14 protein-coding genes and 2 pseudogenes are annotated in these 23,584 nt (G+C 58.9%); 6 read left to right on the forward strand and 10 right to left on the reverse strand.

Annotation, left to right across the window (positions count from 1 at the left end; genetic code table 11):
* The first annotated feature begins 26 nt into the window (after positions 1 to 26).
* Positions 27 to 1,526, forward strand: coding sequence for a CoA-acylating methylmalonate-semialdehyde dehydrogenase (locus ACLBW8_RS16180; protein WP_432750648.1), 1,500 nt, complete (start codon positions 27 to 29; stop codon positions 1,524 to 1,526).
* A gap of 116 nt (positions 1,527 to 1,642) precedes the next feature.
* On the opposite strand, the gene ACLBW8_RS16185 is transcribed toward ACLBW8_RS16180, so the two are convergent.
* Complete coding sequence (locus ACLBW8_RS16185; protein WP_447805817.1) at positions 1,643 to 1,939, reverse strand: DUF6124 family protein; 297 nt, start codon at positions 1,937 to 1,939, stop codon at positions 1,643 to 1,645.
* Between the two features lie 615 nt (positions 1,940 to 2,554).
* Between ACLBW8_RS16185 and ACLBW8_RS16190 the strand changes: the two genes are divergently transcribed.
* Positions 2,555 to 5,269 (forward strand): hypothetical protein, encoded by a 2,715-nt coding sequence (locus tag ACLBW8_RS16190; protein WP_447805818.1) that lies wholly within the window; start codon positions 2,555 to 2,557, stop codon positions 5,267 to 5,269.
* Positions 5,270 to 5,471: 202 nt separating this feature from the next.
* On the opposite strand, the pseudogene ACLBW8_RS16195 reads toward ACLBW8_RS16190, so the two are convergent.
* The 6 genes and pseudogenes from ACLBW8_RS16195 to argP form a co-directional block, all read right to left on the reverse strand.
* Positions 5,472 to 5,861: pseudogene (locus ACLBW8_RS16195) on the reverse strand (carbohydrate porin); the annotation flags it as partial.
* Positions 5,862 to 5,986: 125 nt separating this feature from the next.
* On the reverse strand, positions 5,987 to 6,283 hold the full coding sequence (locus tag ACLBW8_RS16200; RefSeq protein ID WP_447805819.1) for a DUF6124 family protein: 297 nt from the start codon (positions 6,281 to 6,283) through the stop codon (positions 5,987 to 5,989).
* A 468-nt stretch (positions 6,284 to 6,751) separates the two neighbouring features.
* Positions 6,752 to 8,017, reverse strand: coding sequence for a carbohydrate porin (locus ACLBW8_RS16205; protein WP_447805820.1), 1,266 nt, complete (start codon positions 8,015 to 8,017; stop codon positions 6,752 to 6,754).
* A 69-nt stretch (positions 8,018 to 8,086) separates the two neighbouring features.
* Positions 8,087 to 10,495: a glucose/quinate/shikimate family membrane-bound PQQ-dependent dehydrogenase gene (locus ACLBW8_RS16210; protein WP_447805821.1), complete on the reverse strand. Its 2,409-nt coding sequence runs from the start codon at positions 10,493 to 10,495 to the stop codon at positions 8,087 to 8,089.
* 249 nt (positions 10,496 to 10,744) lie between these two features.
* On the reverse strand, positions 10,745 to 11,620 hold the full coding sequence (locus ACLBW8_RS16215; RefSeq protein WP_064452827.1) for a bestrophin family protein: 876 nt from the start codon (positions 11,618 to 11,620) through the stop codon (positions 10,745 to 10,747).
* 267 nt (positions 11,621 to 11,887) lie between these two features.
* Entirely contained in the window at positions 11,888 to 12,817 is a 930-nt protein-coding gene (gene argP / locus ACLBW8_RS16220) for an HTH-type transcriptional regulator ArgP (RefSeq protein ID WP_064454956.1), read from the reverse strand.
* Between the two features lie 194 nt (positions 12,818 to 13,011).
* On the opposite strand from argP, the gene ACLBW8_RS16225 reads away from it, so the two are divergent.
* From ACLBW8_RS16225 to ACLBW8_RS16240, 4 genes and pseudogenes are all read left to right on the forward strand, one after another.
* Positions 13,012 to 13,296, forward strand: coding sequence for a hypothetical protein (locus tag ACLBW8_RS16225; protein WP_069553840.1), 285 nt, complete (start codon positions 13,012 to 13,014; stop codon positions 13,294 to 13,296).
* A gap of 743 nt (positions 13,297 to 14,039) precedes the next feature.
* A pseudogene (locus ACLBW8_RS16230) lies at positions 14,040 to 17,750 on the forward strand (beta strand repeat-containing protein); the annotation flags it as partial.
* A gap of 402 nt (positions 17,751 to 18,152) precedes the next feature.
* Positions 18,153 to 18,737, forward strand: coding sequence for a papain-like cysteine protease family protein (locus ACLBW8_RS16235; protein WP_221295006.1), 585 nt, complete (start codon positions 18,153 to 18,155; stop codon positions 18,735 to 18,737).
* Between the two features lie 13 nt (positions 18,738 to 18,750).
* The gene (locus tag ACLBW8_RS16240; RefSeq protein ID WP_447805822.1) at positions 18,751 to 19,350 is read left to right on the forward strand and encodes a hypothetical protein; all 600 of its coding nucleotides are present in this window, start codon (positions 18,751 to 18,753) and stop codon (positions 19,348 to 19,350) included.
* A gap of 114 nt (positions 19,351 to 19,464) precedes the next feature.
* Here the strand turns inward: ACLBW8_RS16240 and ACLBW8_RS16245 are convergent, their stop codons facing one another.
* The 3 genes from ACLBW8_RS16245 to ACLBW8_RS16255 all read right to left on the reverse strand — a co-directional run bounded on the left by ACLBW8_RS16245 (position 19,465) and on the right by ACLBW8_RS16255 (position 23,489).
* Positions 19,465 to 20,856, reverse strand: coding sequence for an HdeD family acid-resistance protein (locus ACLBW8_RS16245; RefSeq protein ID WP_447805823.1), 1,392 nt, complete (start codon positions 20,854 to 20,856; stop codon positions 19,465 to 19,467).
* 126 nt (positions 20,857 to 20,982) lie between these two features.
* Complete coding sequence (locus ACLBW8_RS16250; RefSeq protein WP_064452821.1) at positions 20,983 to 21,705, reverse strand: FadR/GntR family transcriptional regulator; 723 nt, start codon at positions 21,703 to 21,705, stop codon at positions 20,983 to 20,985.
* 47 nt (positions 21,706 to 21,752) lie between these two features.
* Positions 21,753 to 23,489, reverse strand: a complete 1,737-nt coding sequence (locus ACLBW8_RS16255; protein WP_447805824.1) for an IlvD/Edd family dehydratase — start codon at positions 23,487 to 23,489, stop codon at positions 21,753 to 21,755.
* Between the last annotated feature and the right edge of the window lie 95 nt (positions 23,490 to 23,584).

Below are 23,584 nucleotides of genomic sequence, written 5' to 3' on the forward strand. Positions count from 1 at the left end.
ACGTTACCGACCCAGGGGCCACTGCCATGACTGCAACGATCGAACATTACATCAACGACCAGCGCGTGAGCCGCGATGACCGCTATCAGGACGTTTATAACCCGGCCACCGGCGAAGTGACCGGCCGCGTCGCCCTGGCCAGCCGCCAGACCGTTGGCGAAGCCGTCGCTGCCGCCCAGGCCGCGTTCGCCGGCTGGGCTGACACACCGCCGATCCGCCGCGCCCGCGTACTGTTCGAGTACCTGCACCTGTTGCGTGAACGCAAGGACGACTTGGCGCGCATCATTGTCGCCGAACACGGCAAGGTCTTCACCGACGCCCAGGGCGAAGTGGACCGTGGCATCGACATCCTTGAATTTGCCTGCGGCATTCCCAACCTGCTCAAGGGCGAACATTCCGACCAGGTTTCCCGTGGTATGGACAACTGGACGATGCGCCAGCCCCTGGGCGTGGTGGCCGGCGTTACGCCGTTCAACTTCCCGGTGATGGTGCCGATGTGGATGTACCCGATCGCCATCGCGGCGGGCAACACCTTCATCCTCAAGCCAAGCCCGACTGACCCAAGCGCCTCGCTGTTCATGGCCGAGCTGCTGCGTGAAGCCGGCTTGCCCAAAGGTGTGTTCAACGTGGTGCAGGGCGACAAAGAGGCGGTGGACGCGCTGATCGAACACCCGGACGTCAGGGCCGTGAGCTTCGTCGGCTCCACGCCGATTGCGCAATACATCTACGAAACCGGCGCCCGCCACGGCAAGCGCGTCCAAGGCCTGGGCGGCGCAAAAAACCACATGGTGGTGATGCCCGACGCAGACATCGAAAAAACCGTCGACGCACTGATGGGCGCCGCCTACGGCAGTGCCGGCGAGCGTTGCATGGCGATCTCGGTGGCGGTGCTGGTGGGCGATGTGGGGGACAAGGTGATTGCCGCCTTGACCGCGCGCGCTAAAGAACTGCGCATCACCGATGGCCGCGACTTGAAGGCCGAGATGGGCCCGATCGTCTCGCGTGCTGCGCTGCAACGCATCAGCGGCTATATAGAACAGGGCGTGCAAGCCGGCGCGCAACTGCTGCTCGACGGGCGCGACTATGTGCCCACCGAACCCGGCCTGGAGAATGGCTTCTGGCTTGGCGCAACCTTGTTCGACCACGTGACCCGAGACATGAGCATCTACCGCGAAGAAATCTTCGGCCCGGTGCTGGCCTGTGTGCGCGTGGATGACTTTGCCGAAGCGATCAAGCTGGTCAACGACCACGAATTCGGCAACGGCGTCAGCTGCTTTACCCGCGACGGCAACATCGCCCGCGAATTTGCACGGCGTATCGAAGTGGGCATGGTCGGCATCAACGTGCCGATCCCGGTGCCGATGGCCTGGCATGGCTTTGGCGGTTGGAAGAAGAGCCTGTTCGGCGACATGCATGCCTACGGCACTGAAGGTGTGCGCTTCTACACCAAGCAGAAGTCGATCATGCAGCGCTGGTCGGAGAGCATCGAGCAGGGCGCGGAGTTTGCGATGCCGGTGTCCAAATAACCCAAGAACGCTGTAGATCAACTGTGGGAGCGGGCTTGCTCGCGAATACGGCGTATCAGTCAACACATGTAGCGACTGGCACCCTGCATTCGCGAGCAAGCCCGCTCCCACATTTTTTACCGCGTTTCAGGTTTCAGGCATTCGATCGAGCGATCCACCGTGGTCTTGGCCATCTCCAGCAAATGCCACACCGCCAGAATCTTCGCCCGTTCGGGACTGGCAAGCTTCTCACTGCAACTGAGCGTCGTGGCCGAAGCGCTGTCGAGCAAGCTGGCGGTGTAGAGCAAGGCATCTTCGAAGCTCAAGTCTTCGATTTGAACACCGTGGGTGGGCAGGTAATGGTCGATGGCGCGGTTGAACGCGGCGCGGGCTTTGGCTGAGCTGAGGGGTGGGTCGGGGACAATTTTATTCATTGTTTAGCTACCTTTTAGATTCAGGGAGCCGAACCTTTCGCGACTAAACGTAGGGTGGCGGCTGTACGCAGGTTAGTCGACCGGCCCAAAAGGCAAAATCCGGCGCACCCGAGGGCGCCCTGCGCACAGCCACCATAGAACCTCATGGAGGGCCATGCGCCTTTTGGGATACCGGGCGACTAAACCCGATCACTGATGAGCAGTGACGGATCGCAGACTAGCCATCGATTCCAACAGGCACAAGGCGGCAGGGATTGTCTAGGAAACGTCCTGCAATTAAAAGGGACACGGCTTGCTGGCCCTTTACAAACCATGACCAAACGCCATCCACCGAGCGCTCAACAGTCCCGTGCACCGACAGCTCTGTTCTGCTCAACGTCCACGCTGTGCGGTGTAAAAACAGCAGGTAACAAACGCAACTTCTATTGAAGGAACTTATTCGATTGTCGGTACGACTCATTTGATTGCTGGTGTAAGAAGAATGCCAAGTGGCAAAAACACACCCGTGTCTGGCTCCCCCGTTCATTTAATTTAAATACACAGTGACAGGTGTTTAATTCACTGCCGTGCTTGGAGTGTTGGGGCTGTAAATATCCTGCAAAGAGTACCCTGATAATGAGTTTGCATTCGTTTCCATTAATACAAGCTGCCATCACGACCGCCCTGAATCCAGTGACTGATACACCGAGCTCAGATGCTGTTGGAACCGTCAGTTCCTCGGCAGGCGGCATCATTGCTGCTGTTGGCATTGCGCTGCAAGTGACAGTTGCTCCCGTGTCACAAGATGTTTTTTACAAGTCGGTCATTTATGGTGCAGCCAACGTTTCTCCGCCCACGGCGGTCTATACACAAGCTGAGCGGATGCAGCGAATCAATGACTATGCTGATCGTGTCGTCGCGTCGATCAATAACATAGAAAGTGGCAGCGAAGGCGAACGCAACATAAAATTCCAGCAGACCCGCCAATTCCTCGAGCCGGCGGGTTACTTCAGTGGTGGGTTACTGGCCGCAGGGTATGACCCGCATGAAAAAATCACGGTGACGTTCAATTCATACGTAGGCCGTGGAACCCCCGACACGTTGACCAACAGCACGCAGCGCACCTTCTTTGCATGGGAAATAGCCGCGGGTGCGCTGGCGCACGATAAAGTCGAGCGAGGCGGCCCGATCAACTTCCAATCGATGCATATCGAACAGCAGGATCGCAACAAGGTCGCGCAGCTGGAGTCGATGGGCAACAACCTTCAGCGTCATTGGGAAAATGAAGCCTCCGAGCCCATGCGCGACACTGCGGGAGCACTGGCGCACCGTTCAGGGAAAGCGGACGCCTATGGGGTACGGGGTACTTTGCAAAGCCTGGCTAATGACAAGGACGGTTTTGAACGGTTAAGTCATGATGCTCAAGAGGCCGTCAAGCGTACATTACACAGGAATGGGCAGGTCATTATTCCTAATATTTATGGCTATCCTCTGGCAGGGTATGCCTTTGTTCCGTTTCTCCCGTTTAACGGTAATGTGGAACGTAGACCCGATAAAGGTGTGATGATCGATCTGAAGAACGGCACGGTCACTGAAATATGGGACGAAAGTGACTTTGCGGGCTGGGCTAAAAAAAACCGTGATCATGTGCTGCGTAGTTTTAATGGCAGCGACAGGCAAGGCGGCAGAGATGCGCATTGGCCCAAGGCGGGTGATGTGCTGGATAATTTGATTGCGGGTAATCATTCCAGCTACCCTGGATATCAAAGTCTCACCAAAGATCAAGCGGTGCCCGTGTGGGAGACATTTAATTACACCCAATCGCGAGATACCGGTTATCGGTTGAAGTACGGCAACCTGAATTCCAGTATTGCCGCCCACTTCCAGACGCTGAATGCCAACAACGCAGTGTGGTCCGATCAAACTGAAGTGTTTGGCTCCTCGCAGCAAAATTGGAAGGCCGCGAAAGACCTATGGGGCAATACCTTCGGTTATTTTCCCGTCCTCGGCAACACGGGCAATATTGTCTTCGGCATCCATGACGCCATTGATGGTATGACGGCAGCTGATCGTCTTGGTGGCAGTGCTGCAGCGGTGGTATCAGCCTTGCAGCTGGCACACGAGCTGGCTCCAACCTTGGCAGCGGCTGCGTTAGCAGAAGTTCCCAGGGGGGCTACCTCAGCCCTGGCCAAACACTACACCTGGAGCCCGAACGCTCTGGAAAGCGACTTGGAACTGGTGCGAGCCCCCAAGGCTTCGGACGATAGCACTATAGTCTCGGCTGCGAACGACCACGAGCCTGGCAATAAGGTGCCGGGCGCAAACGATAATGAGCCGGGTAATAAGGCACCAAGTGCAAACGACAAAAAGCCTGATGTTTCAGGCCCCCGGCAAGGGGGTCATATCAACGAGCAGGCGGTGCCCGATGGCGAGCAGCTTATTGAAAAGGCGACGCGTAATGCAAAGGGCATTTACCAGGTCAAGGACGCAAACACCGGCGTAGACCAATGGTTTATCCGCTATACCGACGCAACAGGTGTACCTGGGGTGTATGAGATCAGGGGCGATTTCAAACTCAATGATGAGTATGTGCAGATCATTAATCGCAATACGGGTAGACCGATAATGACTGTATACGTTGATGGAAAAGGCGGGTGGGGGCGTGTTGCGCTCAGGGGAGGGGTGAACTCGCTGACGGACGGGCCACCGTTTGAACCTGTTCGTCTGAAGGAGCGTATTGCAGGTTCCACGATGCAGAAACCCGCCACGCCTGAACAAATAGTGGAACTTAAGAAACGCCCCAATGGAGTGTATACACTCATGACCCAGGATTCGAAGGGCGCCGCGCCTTATATGATGGATGGCGCATATGCATTCGTTGTACGTGCGGACGAACCCAACACGGTATACCTCGGTTCAATGAACGGTGGGCTCACTCCGGAAGGCAAGATCTACCCCTTCAATGCTCAGACTAATGCGGAGTGGGTGGAGGGACATTCGGCATTGGCTAACGGGCTGAGATCACTGAAAGGTGGCACGACCGATGTGCTGTTTGCAGGCACTGTTTACATCGAGAAGGGTGAGCCGACGTTTTGGACGAATTCGAGTGGTCATTACCAACCGCCCGCCGAATTACGCAGGACCAACCTTACCCCAACTGTTAAGAATCTACTGCCTGAAGGGCGGTTTGTGGAGGAGGACAAGCTGACGGCTGCCCAACAAAAATCGTGGCATGAAAGCACGCATATGTCGCACGAGGAGCAAGCTTTCAATGATGATTACATGAAAGAGAAGTTCGGTGTGGGTAGCTATTCCGATAGCAGCGACAACGAAATCAGTGACGATGACTGAAATACTTCATTAACACGCATAGGCATGTTGCAGTTCGAACGCTCCCAGCCCTGTGAACGATCTGATAAAGCCACTCACATGAGTGGCTTTCTTACGCCTGGGGTTCAGTGTTCATATCGAGCATTCTGTGGTGATACCGCGAGGGTTCAATTGACGGCGAGGGCTCAACCGTAGCGAGCGTTTTACCCCGTTGCCACGTCCTTTAGAACGTTGCCTTCACCTGCAGTCCGACAACCAGCGCGTTGTCGATGTTTTCGCCCGAAAACGCCCCCGGCTCAATAATGTATTGCACATCCGGGCGCACGGTCAGCCACGGTGTGGCCTGGTAGCCATAACTCAACTCAATCAACTGCTCGGCATTATTCAAGTTGGGGTAGTCCGTCCCCGCGTTAAACGCCGCCAATTCCTGCGCATCACGACTGCGCGGGTTTGGCACTGCGCGGCCATAACCCAGGACGAAGGTGTCGCGTGCGCGACCTTCAAACGGCTTGTACAGCACCACACCCGCGCCATGCTACTTTGTGAACGGCGAGGCCGCTTCACTGGCTGCCGAGTATTGGCCGAAGGCGTGCAGCACGCTGCCCGCAGACGAGCCAAGTAACTCAAGGACGCTGTAGATCAACTGTGGGAGCGGGCTTGCTCGCGAATGCGGCGTATCAGTCAACACATGTAGCGACTGGCACCCTGCATTCGCGAGCAAGCCCGCTCCCACATTTTTTACCGCGTTTCAGGTTTCAGGCACTCGATGGAGCGATCCACCGTGGTCTTGGCCATTTCCAGCAAATGCCACACCGCCAGAATCTTCGCCCGTTCGGGACTTGCAAGCTTCTCACTGCAATTGAGTGTCGTGGCCGAAGCGCTGTCGAGCAAGCTGGCGGTGTAGAGCAGGGCATCTTCGAAGCTCAAGTCTTCGATTTGAACACCTTGGGTGGGCAGGTAATGGTCGATGGCGCGGTTGAACGCGGCGCGGGCTTTGGCTGAGCTGAGGGGTGGGTCGGGGACGACTTTATTCATGGTGTAACTCCTCGTGTGAATTAGGAGCCAACACCTGTCGCGACTAAACGATGGGTGGAGGCTGTACGCAGGTTAGTCGACCGGCCACAAGGTAAATCCGGCGCACCCGAAGGTGCCCTGCGCACAGCCACCATAAAACTTCATGTGACCATGCGCCTTGTGCCATCCGAGCGACTAAACCCGATCACTGATGAGCAGTGACGGATCGCAGACTAGCCATCGATTCCAACAGGCACAAGGCGGCAGGGATTGTCTAGGAAACGTCCTGCAATTAAAAGCGACGCGCCTTGCTGGCCCTTTACAAATCATGACGAAAGGCCAGCAATGCACCGTCTTCGCCTGATGCATTGAGGCCCCACTGTGGGAGCGGGCTTGCCCGCGATAGCGCAGGGTCAGTCAGCGCTTCGGGCACTGATAGGCCGCAATCGCAGACAAGCCAGCTCCCACATTGTTTACCGCGTCAGGCCGCTAGAACACTGCCTTGACCTGCAACCCCAGCACCAACGCGTCATCGATGCTCTCACCCGAAAACGCCCCCGGCTCGATGATGTATTGCACATCCGGGCGCACCGTCAGCCACGGCGTGGCCTGGTAGCCGTAACTGAGTTCGATCAGCTGCTCGGCGTTGTTCAGGTTCGGGTACTCCGTGCCCGCGTTGAACGCGGCCAACGCCTGCACATCGCGGCTGCGCGGGTTCGGCACCGCGCGGCCATAACCCAGGGCAACGGTGTCGCGTGGGCGGCCTTCAAACGGTTTGTACAGCACCATGCCCGCGCCATACCACTTTGTGAACGGCGAGGCCGCTTCACTGGCTGCCGAGTATTGGCCGAAGGCGTGCAGCACGCGGCCCGCAGACGCGCTGGACGCCCACACCGCCTGGTCGATCAACAGGTAGTGGCCGCCGCGACCGCTGACGTCTTTGTTGCTGCCGATCCGCTTCACGTCGGAACTGTCGTAGTAATACCCCAGCTTGTATTCACCCGGCAGCGGGCCGGCGTGTTTGTAGACCAGCTCAATCGGCACCACGGTGCCGGTGGTGCGCTTGGGGTTCAAATGCCAGGCGCGGCTAGAGTTGCCGTTACTGTCCGGGTCGACGTTGAACGCCGCCACGCGCAGTTGCCACGACGGTGAAAAGTCGTATTTCACCCGCGCGCCCAGGCGTGCATTTGGGTAGTTGGTCCAGCCGCTGCCGCCGGACATGTTCAGCGGGTGCCCGCAGAAACCGGCGTTCATGAAGTTGCACAGGATGCCGCTGTCGAGGCCGCCGAGGTCGTTGCCCATCGCCATATAGCCCAGCTTGACGTTCAGCGCGGGAGTGAACAGCGTGCGCTCGTAGCTCAGTTCGGTGAGGCGCGTGTAGAGGCCACCGTAGTTTTCCTGGATCGGCAGGCGGTTGCCCACCAGGTCTTCGGAGGCGCTGGTGCCGCGCCGGTCGTTGATGGTCAGCTGGATGCGGTCGCCATTTTTGAAGCCGTAGAGCTTGCCCAGGTCGACCTGCACACCGAGCTTGATGTTCTGCGAGTAGCGCGCTGCGCGGTGCTGGCCGCCGTCGGCGTTGTAGGCGGTCTCGCCGCTGTAGTCGCCGGTAAAGCGCACGCCTTGCTCGTCGAGCTCACGGCGCAGGCCACCCCAGTCGCCGGTCAGGGTGGTGTCGTCGGCTTGAACGGGCAGGGCGGCAGCAAAGGCCAGGCCCAGCACCAGGCGCCCAAACGGTAGATGAGAAGTGGAGGTCATGCGGGATTTTCCAAACTGCCTGTGTAGAAGGAACGCGCGGTGCGGGGGCACCGCGCGAACAGAGGGTGGTTACGGCAGGGCGTAGGCGATTACGTAGTCGCCACGGTCAGTGGACTGGCGTGCGCCGCCGGCAGTGATGACGATGTATTGCTTGCCGGTTTTCGGCGAAACGTAGGTCATCGGGCCGCCTTGGCTGCCCACTGGCAGGCGGGCTTTCCAGACTTCATCACCGTTGCCGCTGTTGAAGGCGCGCAGGTAGAAGTCCTGGGTGCCGGCGATAAAGATCAGGCCACCCTGGGTCGACAGGGTGCCACCGAGGGTGGGCAAACCGACCTTGATCGGCAGGTGCATGCGAATGCCCAAGGGGCCGGTGTCTTCCACCGTGCCGACCGGCACTTGCCAGGCGATCTGCTGGGTCTTCATGTCGATGGCGGTGAGGGTGCCGAACGGCGGTGCCTGGCACGGAATGCCGGCCACCGAGAGGAAGCGGTTTTTGTTCACCGCGTACGGCGTGCCCTTGAGCGGCACAGCGCCCATGCCGGTGTTCAGCGCTTCACCGCCGGACGAGGCCTGGGCCTTGTTCTGCGACGGCACCATCTGGATCCACAGGCCCAGGCGCATGTCATTGACGAAGATAAAACCGTGCACCGGGTCAGTGGAAATACTGCCCCAGTTCATGCCACCCAGGGAGCCCGGAAAGCTCAGCGATTTATCGGTGCCCGGCGCGGTGTACAGGCCTTCGTAGCGCATGCCTTTGAAGTCGATACGGCACAGCAACTGGTCGTACGGCGTGGCACCCCACATGTCCGATTCGCTCAGCGTCTGCGCACCGATCTGCGGCATGCCAACCGATTTTGGCTGGGTCAACGAGTAAGGCTCGTTAGGGATGTTCGCGGCTTTGACCGGGACTTCCTTGACGTCGGTCAGCGGCTTGCCGGTGGCGCGGTCGAGCACATAAATCTGCCCGGCCTTGGTGCCGATCACCACTGCCGGCACGGCCTTGTCGCTGCCCGGCGGGGTGAAGTCGATCAGGCTTGGCTGCATCGGCAGGTCGAAGTCCCAGAGGTCATTGTGGACGGTCTGGTACACCCACTTTTCGGCGCCGGTGGAGGCGTCCAGCGCCAGCACCGAGGCGCCGTATTTGTGATTGAGCTGGGTGCGTTCCACGCCGTAGATGTCGGTGGATGAGCTGCCCATTGGCAGGAAAACAGTGTTCATCAGCGGGTCGTAAGACATCGGCGCCCAGCTGTTCGGCGTACTGCGCACATAGGTGCTTCCGGCGGCAGGGGCTTGCTTGTCTTGCGGGTTGCCCGGGTCGAAGGCCCAGCGCATTTGCCCGCTGATCACATCGAAACCACGGATCACGCCGCCCGGCATGTCGGTTTGCACGTTATCGGCGACACGCCCGCCAACCACCACGGTGGTGCCGGCGATCAACGGTGCCGAAGACAGTTGGTAGTAGCTGTCCGGTACATCGCCCAGGCCGGCTTTCAAATCGACTTGGCCATGGGTACCGAAGTCTTCGCAGAATTTACCGGTGTCGGCATCCACGGCGATCAGGCGTGCGTCGATGGTGTTGGTCAGCAGACGGCGCTGGCATTGCGCACCGGCAGGCACGCTGGCGGCAATGATCGGCGAGCTGTTCGGTTGGGTCGGCTGGGCGATCGGCGCGGTGGCGTCGAAATAGGCCATGCCGCGGCAACGCTGCCATACCGCCGACTTGGCGTTGACCTCGTTCTTCCACAGCTCTTTGCCGGTGTCGGCGTCCAGGGCGATCAGGTTGTTATGCGGCGTGCAGATGAACACTTTGTTGCCGATCTGCAGGGGCGTCAGTTGGTCTTCGGCACCGTTGCCGTCGCTGATGGCCACGTCGCCGGTGTGGTAGGTCCACGCCACCTTGAGCTTATTGACGGTGTCGCGATTGATCTGGTCCAGCGCCGCAAAACGGCTGCCGCCTTCGGTATTGCCATAGTGCGCCCAGTCTTTCTGTGCATCGGCTGCGGCGACCGGCGTGATGCCAGGGCCGGCGCCGGTTGGGGCCACGCTAGGGTGGGCGACGAACATATTGCCCGCCGCGACCGCTACGCCGACCGCCATCACGGCGGCGATGCCATACGCGCCGCGCGCAGGCCGGCCCACCAGCAGCGGATACACCAGCGCCACCATCAGGCCGATCACCGCAAACATGAACACCCGCGAGAACAGCGGCCAGAACACCAGCCCCACATCCGCCACCGCCCAGACAGCCGTGCCGACCAGGAAGGCGGCGAACAGCCACGCGCCAGCCGGTTTGCGACGCGCGATCAGCAAGCCGGAAATGGCCATGGCCACCCCGCCGATCAGGAAGTACCAGGAACCGCCCAGGCTGACCAGTTTGGCGCCGCCAACGGCCAGGGCCACGCCGAGCACCGCAATGACGATGCCCAGGCCCAGCAGCAGATATCTTGAGGCGCCAGCGGCGCGGGATGCTCGTTTCATGTCGACAGGACTCGAAGGTGAGTGACTAAAGGTCGAATGTTAGCAAGATAAGTAACTGGTTAGTACATTACGCTCGGTAATAGTCTGTTACAGGCTGGGTGATGATTACGTGAGTCAACTACCGGCGCAGCGCGCGGGCCCGCCACACAACATCCGGTCTCACTTCGACTATCTATTCCAAGGTCGGCGGCGCTGGCACTCGGCATTGTGGTGGTGATTGGGTGCAAGGCCAGCGGCGTTCGAGCGAGCTCAAGCCAAGGCATCACGCTGCATCGACTGCAGGTTCTTCTCGATGGTTTCGCAGATAGTCTCCATCTGGATCTGGTGTTCGCTGGAGTGAAACGGGCTTTGCAGGTCGGTGCCGATGCGTTCGATTGCCAGCAGCATGAAGCCCACCACCGTCGACGCCAGTGGGGTGAACCAGCCCAGGGACTCCACCAAACCTACCGGCACGATCAGGCAGAACAGCGAAATAAACAGCCGTGGAAAGTACACGTAGGGGTAGGGCAGTGGCGTGTTGGCGATACGTTCCATGCCGCCCTGGGCGTTGGACAGGTCCACCAGGGTCGATTCCAGCCGTGCCAGGCGAATGCTGTCCAGGTGGCCGGCCTTGTATTCATGCGCCAATAACGTCGCCGAGCTGGTAAGGATGTCATTGGCAAAGTTGTTGGTAGCGCCGTTGCGCGCGAACTCTTCGGCCGGGATAAACGCGCGCACTTCGTCCGGGCAGGGCTTGCCCCTGAGGTGCGCCGCCAGGCAATTCACGTAGGCCACATGGCGGCGCAGCAGAGTGGCTTTGACCGGGTTTACTTCGCCGTCCGCATCATCCAGCAGGGTCAGCACCTGGCGTGCAAAGCTACGTGAATTATTCACCATCGCACCCCACAGCGTGCGCGCTTCCCACCAGCGGTTATAGGCGCTGCTGTTACGAAAACTGATCAGCACCACCAGCGCCGAACCCAGCAGTGTAAGGGGCATCAGCGGCAGATTGATCTTGGTGGTCAGGAACAGCATGAAATCCACCGTGACGGCGACATCCCACAACAATAGCCAGAACAGGGACCAGCCCACATAGCCCATGGTCTTGATGACCAAGCGGTACTTTTTGATGATGGCGGCTTTCAAACGTGAACCTCGCGGCGGGCGATAAGCAACAGTGCTTAAGCTCGGACGCCCGTTTGCGGAGAAAGGTTCGCCTGGGGCCTGAATCGTTTAAGTTGCGGTGTATCAGGTTTCAAGCGCTCATCGAGAGGCGGGGGCGGTGGCGGCTGGCGTGATTATTTCGAAGCGAAGACTTTGTTGATTTTTACACTGCGAAAAACCCAGTGATTTGGATGACAGTGAGGGTTTTATTTCCCCGTTGCATAAGCGAGTCTTGAAAGGGCGATCCTGTTATCTGATCGAGGTGCCAACCACAAATGCCTCCTGACTCTTGAAATTCAAGATGCGCCTGGCGGCAGACACTGCATGGTTGGAGAGCGCTTCCATGCGTGGCGATTGCAGGGCCCAGGCGTGCCAATACAACGCAACCTCGGTGAAATGGCCAGGGTCCAGATCCACCAGATCTCCACTTTTAAGCAAGGTACTGGCTTTCATCTGTGGAACCATGCCGTAGCCGAGGCCATGACGTATCGCCCGAAAGCGCGCTTCGGGGAGCGACAGGTAGTGGCTCGGAAAGGCATCTGCATGCAAGCCTAAGCGCGACTGTAAAAATTCTGACTGCAATGTGTCTTTGCGAGAGTAGGCAAGCACCGGTGCCTTGCGTGCGGCGTCGCGTGTCAGCCCTGACGGGAACCATCGCTCCTGAAACGCCGTCGATGCCACCAATTGGTAGCGAACCAACCCTAGCGGTTCTGCAAAGCAACCACGCATCGGCACTGGGCGCGTGCCTATGCAACCAATGACTTGCCCACTCTCCAACAGGGCGTACGTATGATCCTGATCATCGACCACCAGCTCCAGAAGAATGTTTTCGCTGATAAAAGTATCTGCCAATGCCGGGAAAAACCATGTGTTCAAGGTGTCGCCGTTGACGCCTATCACCAAGCGTAAATAGTCCTCTCCGTTTCCTTCTATATCGTTGAGTAGTTCTTCCTCCAGCACGGTCGCGCGACGGAGGTAATTCATCAACTTTCTCCCTACCTGAGTCGGCTCGCACGGCCGGCCCCGCACCACCACTGAACTACCCAGACGCGCCTCAAGTGCATGTATTCGCTGCGAGACTGCCGACGGAGTCACGTTCAGGTATTCCGCAGCCTTTTCGAAACTGCCACCTTCGATGACGGCCAGAAATGCCTGCATTTGCTTCGCATCGAGCTTCATTGTCAAACTCCTGATTAAGTATTTCTTATCGGTACTGAAATATACTTCGTTTAACTTCACTTTTACTTCGATGCATCCCATGATGGCCTCAGGGCGACAGACGGTGAGTTTCGCCCATGCAGTGCCCGACCCGATCGTCGTCCACAGTTGAAGGGCGGCGCAGTGGACGTGCTGGTTTACCGCAGGAGTTAACCATGAGATGTCTGTTGGTGATGTTGCTCACGTTGATGCTGTGTGCGTGCACAACATCGGTTCGTAATTGGACCAGAGTAGACGGGCGCACGACTGATAGTGCGCACGACAAGGCTCAGTGTCAGTACGAGGCCAAAGCAGCGACGGCAAGTTATCACTCTTCGCCTTCGGCTAATGACAAAACCTCCGGCATGGGCAATGCCGTGGGTGACGGGATTGTTATTGCGCAAAAACAGATTGAACTGATGAACGACTGCATGCGTTTAAAGGGTTATGTCGGACAGTAAAAAATAGACACAGGGTGGGCCGTTGATAGCCGCCTTGCTGTTCTATTGCGTTGTTTGCCAGTGGTTTGATGCCGTCAATGTTTTCCTGATTATTCAAGAAGAAGGTGTTTGGTTTCCAGCAAAGCACAGTCAAATTTATTTGTCAGTGCTCGCGTTATCGGCCGTCTTGACTTTGCATATATGTTTGTCATGGAAGTTTGCCTCCAAAGGACTTTAGAGAAAGTAGTTGTAAAAGGTGTTTAAAAATGAAAACCGAAAAAGTTCTGGTTCTGCGAACATGCGCTAATAATATGGCCGACCACTGTGGTCTGATCTGGCCTGTTTCAGGAGTGGTCGAATGCAAGTTTTGGGAACCCACCATCAAGCTTGAAAACGGGTTGGCTGGCGTATTGTGGGGGCAAGGCGCGAGTGCGCAGTTGAGCCCGCAGGCAGACGCGAAATGGGTTGTGTGTGAAGTGGCAGTGGGTGAGCTGATTTTCCTCGAAGAGGATGAAGGCGTAAAATTTTCGCGTGCTGAAGTTGTTCACGTCGGCACGCGAAGCAGTGCACTGGACTTTATTTATAACAATGCTTGCAAGTATGAAGCCTCCACGACAAATTTGATTGAGGCATTTGTTATTCCTGACGCGCAATCAGCGACGACGTCTGTCCTTCCCGTCCTGCCGGTTACTACTAACACTGCTCCCGATGTCGTCATTCGCCGTACCACTGTGCGTCATCCACAAACGCTGGAAACGGCCGTGTATGGCAGTACGCTCACTGGCGCTAATCAGAGCCAACTCATTGCCGGCTACGGCAGCACTGAAACTGCCGGAGACAGCAGCACACTTATTGCAGGCTATGGCAGTACCGGAACGTCGGGTTCTGATAGTTCGATCATTGCCGGCTACGGCAGTACACAAACCGCCGGCGATGAAAGCTCCCTGATGGCGGGGTACGGCAGTACACAAACAGCCAAGGTAGGCAGTGATCTCACCGCAGGCTATGGCAGCACCGGCACCGCCGGCTCCGACAGCTCGCTGATTGCCGGGTATGGCAGCACGCAAACGGCCGGTGGCGAAAGCTCCTTGACCGCCGGTTACGGCAGCACCCAAACGGCTCAGGTAGGCAGTGATCTCACCGCCGGCTACGGCAGCACCGGCACCGCCGGCTCCGACAGTTCGCTTATTGCCGGGTATGGCAGCACGCAAACGGCCGGGGGCGAAAGCTCTTTGACCGCCGGTTACGGCAGTACCCAAACGGCTCAGGTGGGCAGTGATCTCACCGCCGGCTACGGCAGCACCGGCACCGCCGGCTCTGACAGTTCGCTCATCGCCGGGTATGGCAGCACGCAAACGGCCGGGGGCGAAAGCTCCTTGACCGCCGGTTACGGCAGTACCCAGACGGCTCAGGTAGGCAGTGATCTCACCGCAGGCTATGGCAGCACTGGCACCGCCGGTTCCGACAGTTCGCTCATTGCCGGGTATGGCAGCACGCAAACGGCCGGTGGCGAAAGCTCCTTGACCGCCGGTTACGGCAGTACCCAAACGGCTCAGGTAGGCAGTGATCTCACCGCCGGCTACGGCAGCACTGGCACCGCCGGCTCCGACAGTTCGCTGATTGCCGGGTATGGCAGCACGCAAACAGCCGGGGGCGAAAGCTCCTTGACCGCCGGTTACGGCAGCACCCAGACGGCTCAAGAAGGCAGTGATCTCACCGCCGGTTATGGCAGTACGAGCACCGCCGGCTCCGACAGTTTGCTGATCGCTGGCTACGGGAGCACGCAAACGGCCGGCGGAGAAAGCTCTCTGACCGCAGGGTATGGCAGCACCCAAACAGCCCGCAAAGGCAGTGATCTCACCGCTGGTTACGGCAGTACAAGCACTTCGGGCTCCGACAGCTCGCTGATCGCAGGTTACGGCAGTACGCAGACTGCCGGCACAGACAGCTCCCTGACAGCCGGTTACGGCAGTACCCAAACGGCTCAAGTGGGCAGTGATCTTACGGCCGGTTACGGCAGTACGAGCACTGCGGGCTCCGACAGCTCACTGATTGCCGGTTATGGCAGCACGCAGACTGCCGGGGGAGACAGCTCCCTGACTGCCGGTTATGGCAGTACGCAAACAGCTCAATTGGGCAGTGATCTCACCGCCGGTTACGGCAGCACGAGCACTGCGGGCTCCGACAGTTCGCTGATCGCCGGCTACGGCAGCACGCAAACTGCTGGCACAGACAGCTCCCTGACTGCCGGTTATGGCAGTACGCAAACAGCTCAATTGGGCAGTGATCTCACCGCCGGTTACGGCAGCACGAGCACTGCGGGCTCCGACAGTTCACTGATCGCGGGTTATGGCAGCACCCAAACTGCGGGGGGAGAAAGCTCCCTGACTGCGGGTTACGGCAGTACTCAGACGGCTCAGGAAGGCAGTGACCTGACTGCCGGCTACGGCAGCACGGCCACCACCGGACCTGGCAGTATGGTGACTGCCGGTTACGGCAGTTCGCAGACCGCCGGTCACGCAAGTGCGTTGATTGCAGGTTATGGCAGCACCCAGACTGCGGGTTACAAAAGCATTCTGACTTCGGGTTATGGCAGCACTCAGACCGCCCAGGAAAGCAGTGATCTCATCGCCGGCTACGGCAGTACTGAAACCGGTGGTTACGACAGTTCGTTGATCGCCGGTTACGGCAGTACCCAGACTGCCGGTTACGGAAGCATTCTGACTGCCGGATACGGCAGCACGCAGACGGCACAAGAAGGCAGTTCACTCACCGCAGGTTATGGCAGTACGAGTACCGCCGGCGCTGACAGCTCGCTGATCGCAGGCTACGGCAGTACTCAGACCGCAGGACACGAAAGTACACTCACTGCGGGCTACGGCAGCACCCAAACCGCTCAGGAGGACAGTTCGCTGACTGCGGGATATGGCAGTACCTCAACTGCCGGATTCAACAGTTCATTAATCGCCGGCTACGGCAGTACGCAAACATCGGGATATGAGAGCACCCTGACTGCCGGCTACGGCAGTACCCAAACGGCCCAGGACAATAGCTCGCTCACCACGGGTTACGGCAGTACCTCGACTGCGGGTTATCAAAGTTCGTTGGTCGCGGGTTACGGCAGCACCCAGACCGCTGGCTATGAGTCTACGTTGACAGCGGGTTACGGCAGTTGCCAGACGGCTCAGGAGCAAAGTTGGTTAACTGCCGGCTACGGAAGTACATCGACAGCCGGCTATGAAAGCAGGCTGATTGCCGGCTATGGCAGTACGCAAACCGCCGGCTACAAAAGTACCCTGACCGCAGGCTATGGCAGTACCCAGACCGCCCAGGAAGAAAGCTCGCTGACGACCGGTTATGGGAGCACTTCAACGGCGGGCTACAACAGTACGTTGATCGCTGGTTACGGCAGCACTCAAACTGCCGGCTACAACAGCAGCCTGACGACGGGTTATGGCAGTACTCAGACTGCGGGTTACGGCAGTGTCATGACCGCGGGTTATGGCAGTACGCTAACTGCTCTGGACAGCAGTACGCTAACCGCCGGCTATGGCAGCACGCAAACAGCCGGGTTTAGCAGTTCGTTGATGGCCGGCTACGGCAGTTCGCAGACCGCCGGTTTTGAGAGCACATTAACGGCGGGTTATGGCAGTACCCAGATGGCGGAGCGCGACAGCACGCTCACCGCGGGTTATGGCAGCACCGGGATTGCAGGGCAGGACAGCTCGCTGATTGCCGGTTATGGCAGCAGCTTGACCAGTGGCACGCGCAGCTGTTTGACCGCGGGTTATGGCAGCACACTCATCAGTGGACTGCACAGTGTACTGACGGCGGGCTACGGCAGCAGTCTTACCTCAGGCATGCGCAGCAGCCTGACGGCGGGATACGGCAGCAACCAGATTGCGAGCCATAAGAGTTCGCTGATTGCGGGCCATGAGAGCACTCAGATTGCAGGGCACAAAAGTATGTTGATCGCCGGCAAAGGCAGTTCGCAAACAGCGGGTTCTCGCAGCACGTTGATCGCCGGCGCTAACAGTGTCCAGATGGCGGGCGACCGCAGCAAGCTGACTGCCGGTGCAGACAGCACCCAGACAGCGGGCGATCGCAGCAAGCTCCTGGCCGGCAGCAACAGTTACCTGACTGCTGGCGACCGGAGCAAACTCACTGCCGGCGACGATTGTGTACTGATGGCCGGGGATCGTAGCAAGCTGACGGCTGGCAAGAACTGCGTATTGACCGCAGGCGCTGACAGCCGGCTTATAGGGAGTCTCGGCTCGACGCTTTCCGGCGGAGAGAACTCGACACTGGTTTTCCGCTGCTGGGACGGTAAGCGTTACACCAACGTGGTCGTCAAGACGGGCATCGACGGTGTAGAAGCTGATGTTCCCTATCAAATTGACGAGGACAGCAACGTTCTGATCAAGGCTGAGGACAACAGCCACAGTGAGGCGGACCCGTCTCAGCTTCAGCCATGAAATTTCTCTCTAAAACAGCCTGAGGCCGAGTGCTGAAAACTTACCCCCCCAGGCGCTATCAATCATGCTGGTGAAGGGAAGCATGCCCGGGTTGACGCTGTGACAAGGCCCTGATGAAGGCCAATGCAAAACGCCCCGACTTGTTTGGGGCGTTTTGTTATCAATCGGCGACAGGCCGGTCGAGGCAGCGAACGCGGTGATCCTCGTAGTCTGCACTCTTCTTCAATGAATATGCAGTTGTGCATTTATATGTTTGCGTTAATGCATATTCACGCCTAGGGTTACCTCGAGCCAGATCGGAACGCGCCCTCGAATACGGGCATCCCGGAACGTCGATAGCTCAGCAACACCGCTGCACCTTTACACGCTGGACGCGTGTTTTCATTCATGGAGGATTGAAAAATGTTAACCCCTGAAACAACCCGATTCACCGGCGACACACAGCCCAACTGCCTGATCGGTCATCTGCTCGACCCGCAATTGGTCGAAGTCGAAGCGGCTCATCAGCCTAAGGCAATGGCTGCCGCCAGCCTGAATTTCAGCATGCAGAAACAAACCCAGACCAACTGGTGTTGGGCGGCTGTTTCCGCGTCGGTCGGCAACTACTACGGCACCGGGTCCTGGACCCAGTGCGGTGTCGCCAGCAACGCGCTGGACCGAAACTGCTGCAACCAGCCGGGACCGTGCAACGTCTACGGCTACCTGGATTCCGCCCTTCGGATCACGCGCAGTTACAACGGCATGAATCAAGGCTCGCTGCAGATGTCGGCCATCCAGAACCAGCTCAACATGGGCCGCCCCATCGGTTTGCGTTGCGCCTGGTACGGTGGCGGCGCGCACTTTCTGGTGATCTATGGCACCAACGGCAACTACCTGTTGATCGCAGATTCGATCTACGGCTATTCGACTCGCGCATTGAACTCGTTCCCCGGTTCGTACAACGGCGGCGGCAATTGGACCAACACTTACTTCACCGTAAAAAACTGAGGAGGGCTGCATCATGCAACTGACTTATCCAAAGGCGCCTTCCAACGGCGTACAGGTACTGCGTCCAGCGCTGCAAGCCGCGCTGCAAACCCAGGGCTTCGGCATCAATCGCCAATTCGCAGCCGCCGTGCCGGGCCAAATCAGGCTGAGCGAAGGCTATCGTGGCTACTCGCTCAGCCTGGAGGACCTGAGCCTCGGTAAAGGCCTGAAAGACGCTGAGGTCGGCGATTGGCATTACCTGGTATTTGCCGATGGCGCGACGATTGCCGACGCGCAATTGGCCGACGTACGCGGCCATGTCGAGTTCGCGTCGCTCAACCACGGGACGTTGGCAGCCGCGACGGTGGATGCGCTGAAGCTGGCGGAACAGTCGCCGCAATTGCAGGGTAAAACCGTGGAGCTGCGCGTGTTATTCATCTCGGCACTGCACGTTGTGGCCATCTGGCTGCACGCCGACGGCGAAGAGCTGCTGATTCCGATTGAGCCGACCCCCAAGGAACTGGCGGTCACTCAGTTGTACAGTGAGGCGGCGCTGCTCGCTTTGCTCAAGCCGGCGGCTGATCAGGCCCGTCAGCGCTTCGACGCAGACACCCGTGGCGAGTTGGGCAGTTGATAAAACCCTAGGGTAAGAAAACCCGGACAGTGTCCGGGTTTTTTATCGAAACGAGTCAGCTAACGCAGGTCCGTCAGGCGTGATAAGGACCCAGAGGCGGGCGGAGTAAAAAACTCACATAGGTTTTTTGAGATTATCTGGCGGGTTTTTTCTACTGGACTCAGCCAATGCTTTTTCTTTTTGCCACTGACGGCGCAAAGAGCGTATTTTCTGAAACGCACGCTGGGTGGTATTGATCCAGCCAGTGGGCCTGGGGTCTACCAGCATACTCAGCGCCCGCGCATAATCGAGTGCCAGGCCTGGCGTCCAAGCCATGGTTTGCGCGCGTTTACGGATTTGAATGGCCACCCATAATTCCGGCGTAGTGAATATTTTTCCCAGAATACGGTAGAGGCCGTAATGCCCCCAGATACGCCCTAAAGACCCTTCCAGAGCCGCTTCAAGCACCTGAATGACGCTGCTGGAACAATTGCGGTGCGTGAGGTTATAGGTGGTGTCTTTACGGTATGTCTCCCAAAAGTCATGCAAGTGCTGTGGGTCATAGTTACGCAGGTGTACTTGAACGGTAGACGGGCACCATGCCTGCGATTCCGTGAGGTAATCGGACTGAAACTCTCCCGGCATGTTGTTATCGTCGGTGGCCCGCAACAGGCGCATGAACTGGTCGGGCGAATGGTCGATGTCCTCCGCTGGGTAAAGGCTCACGTACAGCCCATCCGGCGCTTCCAGTGCGGCGTGCCCCGTTGATATCACCCCATTCTTGTCCACGGCGGCGATATACCGTTCTATCAACGGGCGGCGCACAACTTCAGCATTCGCTACACCGAGGGGCGTCCATATATGGACGATAAGGGCCTGGGCATTGTCGCCTGTCGCACTGTCCCGCTCGGTTGGCTTTTTGTGACTTGGCCCAGGAATGGGACTCTGCGCATCACCCTCCAGCGCAGGGTTGGAGACCATTCGGCGGGCGCGGCCAGCAACAAGCAACATATTCCAACCTGCAAAAAACAATCCCAGCCCGAGGCAGTAGGGGACCGTGCCGATATAGTCTGTCGGGTAGGGTTGAAAGAAGAAGATGGCCAAAGCGATTTCGACCCCGCCGCCGAACATTGCGATGCGCCAGGTTCGGTAGCGGACAACATAAGCGGACACGATCTGCAGTAAGCCGTCGGCTAAAAACAGCGTGCCGAATATCATCGAAAGAATAAAGTTGCCGTGGTGGTGGCCCGCCAGGATCAGTGATGCCGCCAGCACAAAAGAGAAGCCTTTGAGGTAGCGCAGCTTGCGCTGCCCGACGATCCCACTGTGAGCGACGATCAACGTCGCACTGCCTTCGAGCAACAATAACCAGGCGAAGGGGTTTATCGGGAAGTACAGTGCGTCATCCAGAGCATCAATAAACACGATGCTCCCGGCAAGGATGCCGACAACCCCAATGACTGTCAGCGTGCGCCAATATGACCGAAGGTAATCAACCCCTAATAGCAGTATGACAAGCCTGACCATTGCATCATCCTCTACCTTTCAGACAGGCGTGGAGGGCGCCACGACGTCATGAATGCCGTGGTACTGCGAGCGTCGTCTGCGCATGGCCGGTTCCTCGAACTGCCCCCCTGAGCGTAGACGATGGATTTACAGCGGGGTCAGCACATTCATCACGGTGTCCAGCGCCACGCGGGTGTCATCCAGCTGCACCAGCGAGGCGTGCCGGGCGCCGAGGGCGTCACGGTTCTGGATGGCGGTGAGGATGGCCTTGTGGCGGGGCAGGCTGAGGCCCTGGATGTCCGGGCGGCGGTTGGTGATGTTGATCGACTCGCGCAATGGCAGCGACAGCATGTTGCACATATAGGCCAGCAAATCGTTGCGAGTGGCGTCGGCAATCGCCCGGTGAAAGTCCAGGTCGGCCTGCAACAGGTCGTCGTGGGTCTTCGCGGTTTCCATGCCCACGTAGGCTTTTTCGATAGTAGCGATGTCTTCGTCGGTGGCGGTGGTCGCGGCCATGGCGGCGATTTCCGGTTCGAGGATGCGCCGCACACCGGCCAGGGTGTTGAAGAACTCACTGTGGGGCGTGGACTGCATCAGCCAGGACAACACGTCCGGGTCCAGCAGGTGCCATTTCAAGCGTGGCCGCACCACCGCGCCCACCCGTGGCTTGGAATACACCAGGCCCTTGGCGCTGAGCACCCGCGTCGCCTCACGCAACACCGAGCGGCTGACCTTGTACTCCTCGCAGAGCGTGGCCTCCATGGGCAGGCGTTCTTCGGGTTTGAAGCGGCCGGAAACGATGTGCATGCCCAAGTCCTGAACGATCTGGGCATGCATGCTCTTGCGCGGCTTGGGCGGCTGGTGATCCATAACGAACGGGAGGCTCTGGCTAAATAGGCGGCATCATAGCATCCCAATTAGTGGGAATGACGCGGGACTTCAGCCCCACGGCAGCCCACCAGGAAGTCAAAGTCGCAGCCTTGGTCCGCCTGCAGCACGTGGTCGATGTACAGCTGACGGTAGCCCCCGACGATCAGCTTCTGCGGTGGCGCCAGGTCGGCCATGCGCGCGGCCAGCTCTGCGTCGGGGATGTCCAGGTGCAGGCGGCCATTGGCGCAATCGAGTTCAATCCAGTCGCCTTCCTTCACCGTGGCCAGCGGGCCGCCGGCAGCGGCTTCCGGCGCCACATGCAGCACCACCGTGCCGTAGGCGGTGCCGCTCATGCGCGCATCGGAAATACGCACCATATCGGTCACGCCCTGGGCCAGCAGTTTGGCCGGCAAACCCATGTTGCCGACTTCGGCCATGCCCGGGTACCCCTTGGGCCCGCAGTTTTTCATGACCAGGATCGAGTTGGCATCCACGTCCAGCGCCGGGTCGTTGATGCGCGCCTTGTACATGTCGAAGTCCTCGAACACCACCGCACGGCCTCGGTGCTGCATCAGCTGTGCGCTGGCGGCCGATGGTTTGAGCACGGCACCCAACGGGGCCAGGTTGCCGCGCAGCACGCAGATGCCGCCATCGGCGCGAATCGGGTTGTCGAGGGTGCGGATCACTTCGTCCTGGCCATAGATCGGCGAGTCCTTGGTGTTCTCGCCCAGGGACTTGCCGTTGACGGTCAAGGCATGCGGGTGCGGGATCAGGTTGGCTTCGCCCAGGCGGCGCAGCACGGCAGGCAGGCCGCCGGCGTAATAGAACTCCTCCATCAGGAAGCGCCCCGAGGGTTGCAGGTCGACGATGGTGGGTATGCCACGGCCCATGCGTGTCCAGTCATCGAGGTCGAGCTCGACGCCGATACGCCCGGCAATGGCTTTCAAGTGGATCACCGCGTTGGTCGAGCCGCCGATGGCCGCATTCACGCGGATCGCGTTTTCAAACGCTTCCTTGGTGAGGATCTTCGACAGCTTCAAGTCTTCGCGCACCATCTCCACCGCGCGCATGCCGGACATGTGCGCCAGCACGTAACGCCGCGCATCCACCGCCGGGATCGCCGCGTTGTGGGGCAGGGAAGTGCCCAGTGCCTCGGCCATGCACGCCATGGTCGACGCGGTGCCCATGGTGTTGCAGGTGCCCGCCGAGCGCGACATGCCACCCTCGGCCGCGAGGAAATCGTCCAGGGTAATCGTGCCGGCCTTGACCTGTTCGCTGAGCTGCCACACCACGGTGCCCGAGCCGATGTCCTGGCCCTTGTGCTTGCCGTTGAGCATCGGCCCGCCGGTGACCACGATGGCCGGCACGTCGCAACTGGCCGCGCCCATCAGCAAGGCCGGGGTGGTTTTGTCACAGCCGGTCAACAGCACTACGCCGTCGATGGGGTTGCCGCGAATGGCTTCTTCCACATCCATGCTCGCCAGGTTGCGGGTGAGCATGGCGGTGGGGCGCAGGTTGGATTCGCCGTTGGAGAACACCGGGAATTCCACGGGGAAGCCACCGGCCTCGATCACTCCGCGTTTGACGTGCTCGGCAATCTGGCGGAAATGCGCGTTGCACGGGGTCAGCTCAGACCAGGTGTTGCAGATACCGATGATCGGTTTTCCGTGGAACTGATGGTCGGCGATGCCCTGGTTCTTCATCCAGCTGCGGTACATAAAGCCGTTCTTGTCGGCGGTGCCGAACCACTGGGCGGAGCGGAGGGCGGGCTTTTTATCAGGCATGATGACTTCTCTTATTGTATGACTATATGTTCTATATGTGGCTAAACATAAGCGCAAAATCGAGGCTTTGGAAGTGTTGTTTTGTAAATAGTCCT

This window comes from Pseudomonas sp. M5A4_2d, assembly GCF_053345295.1.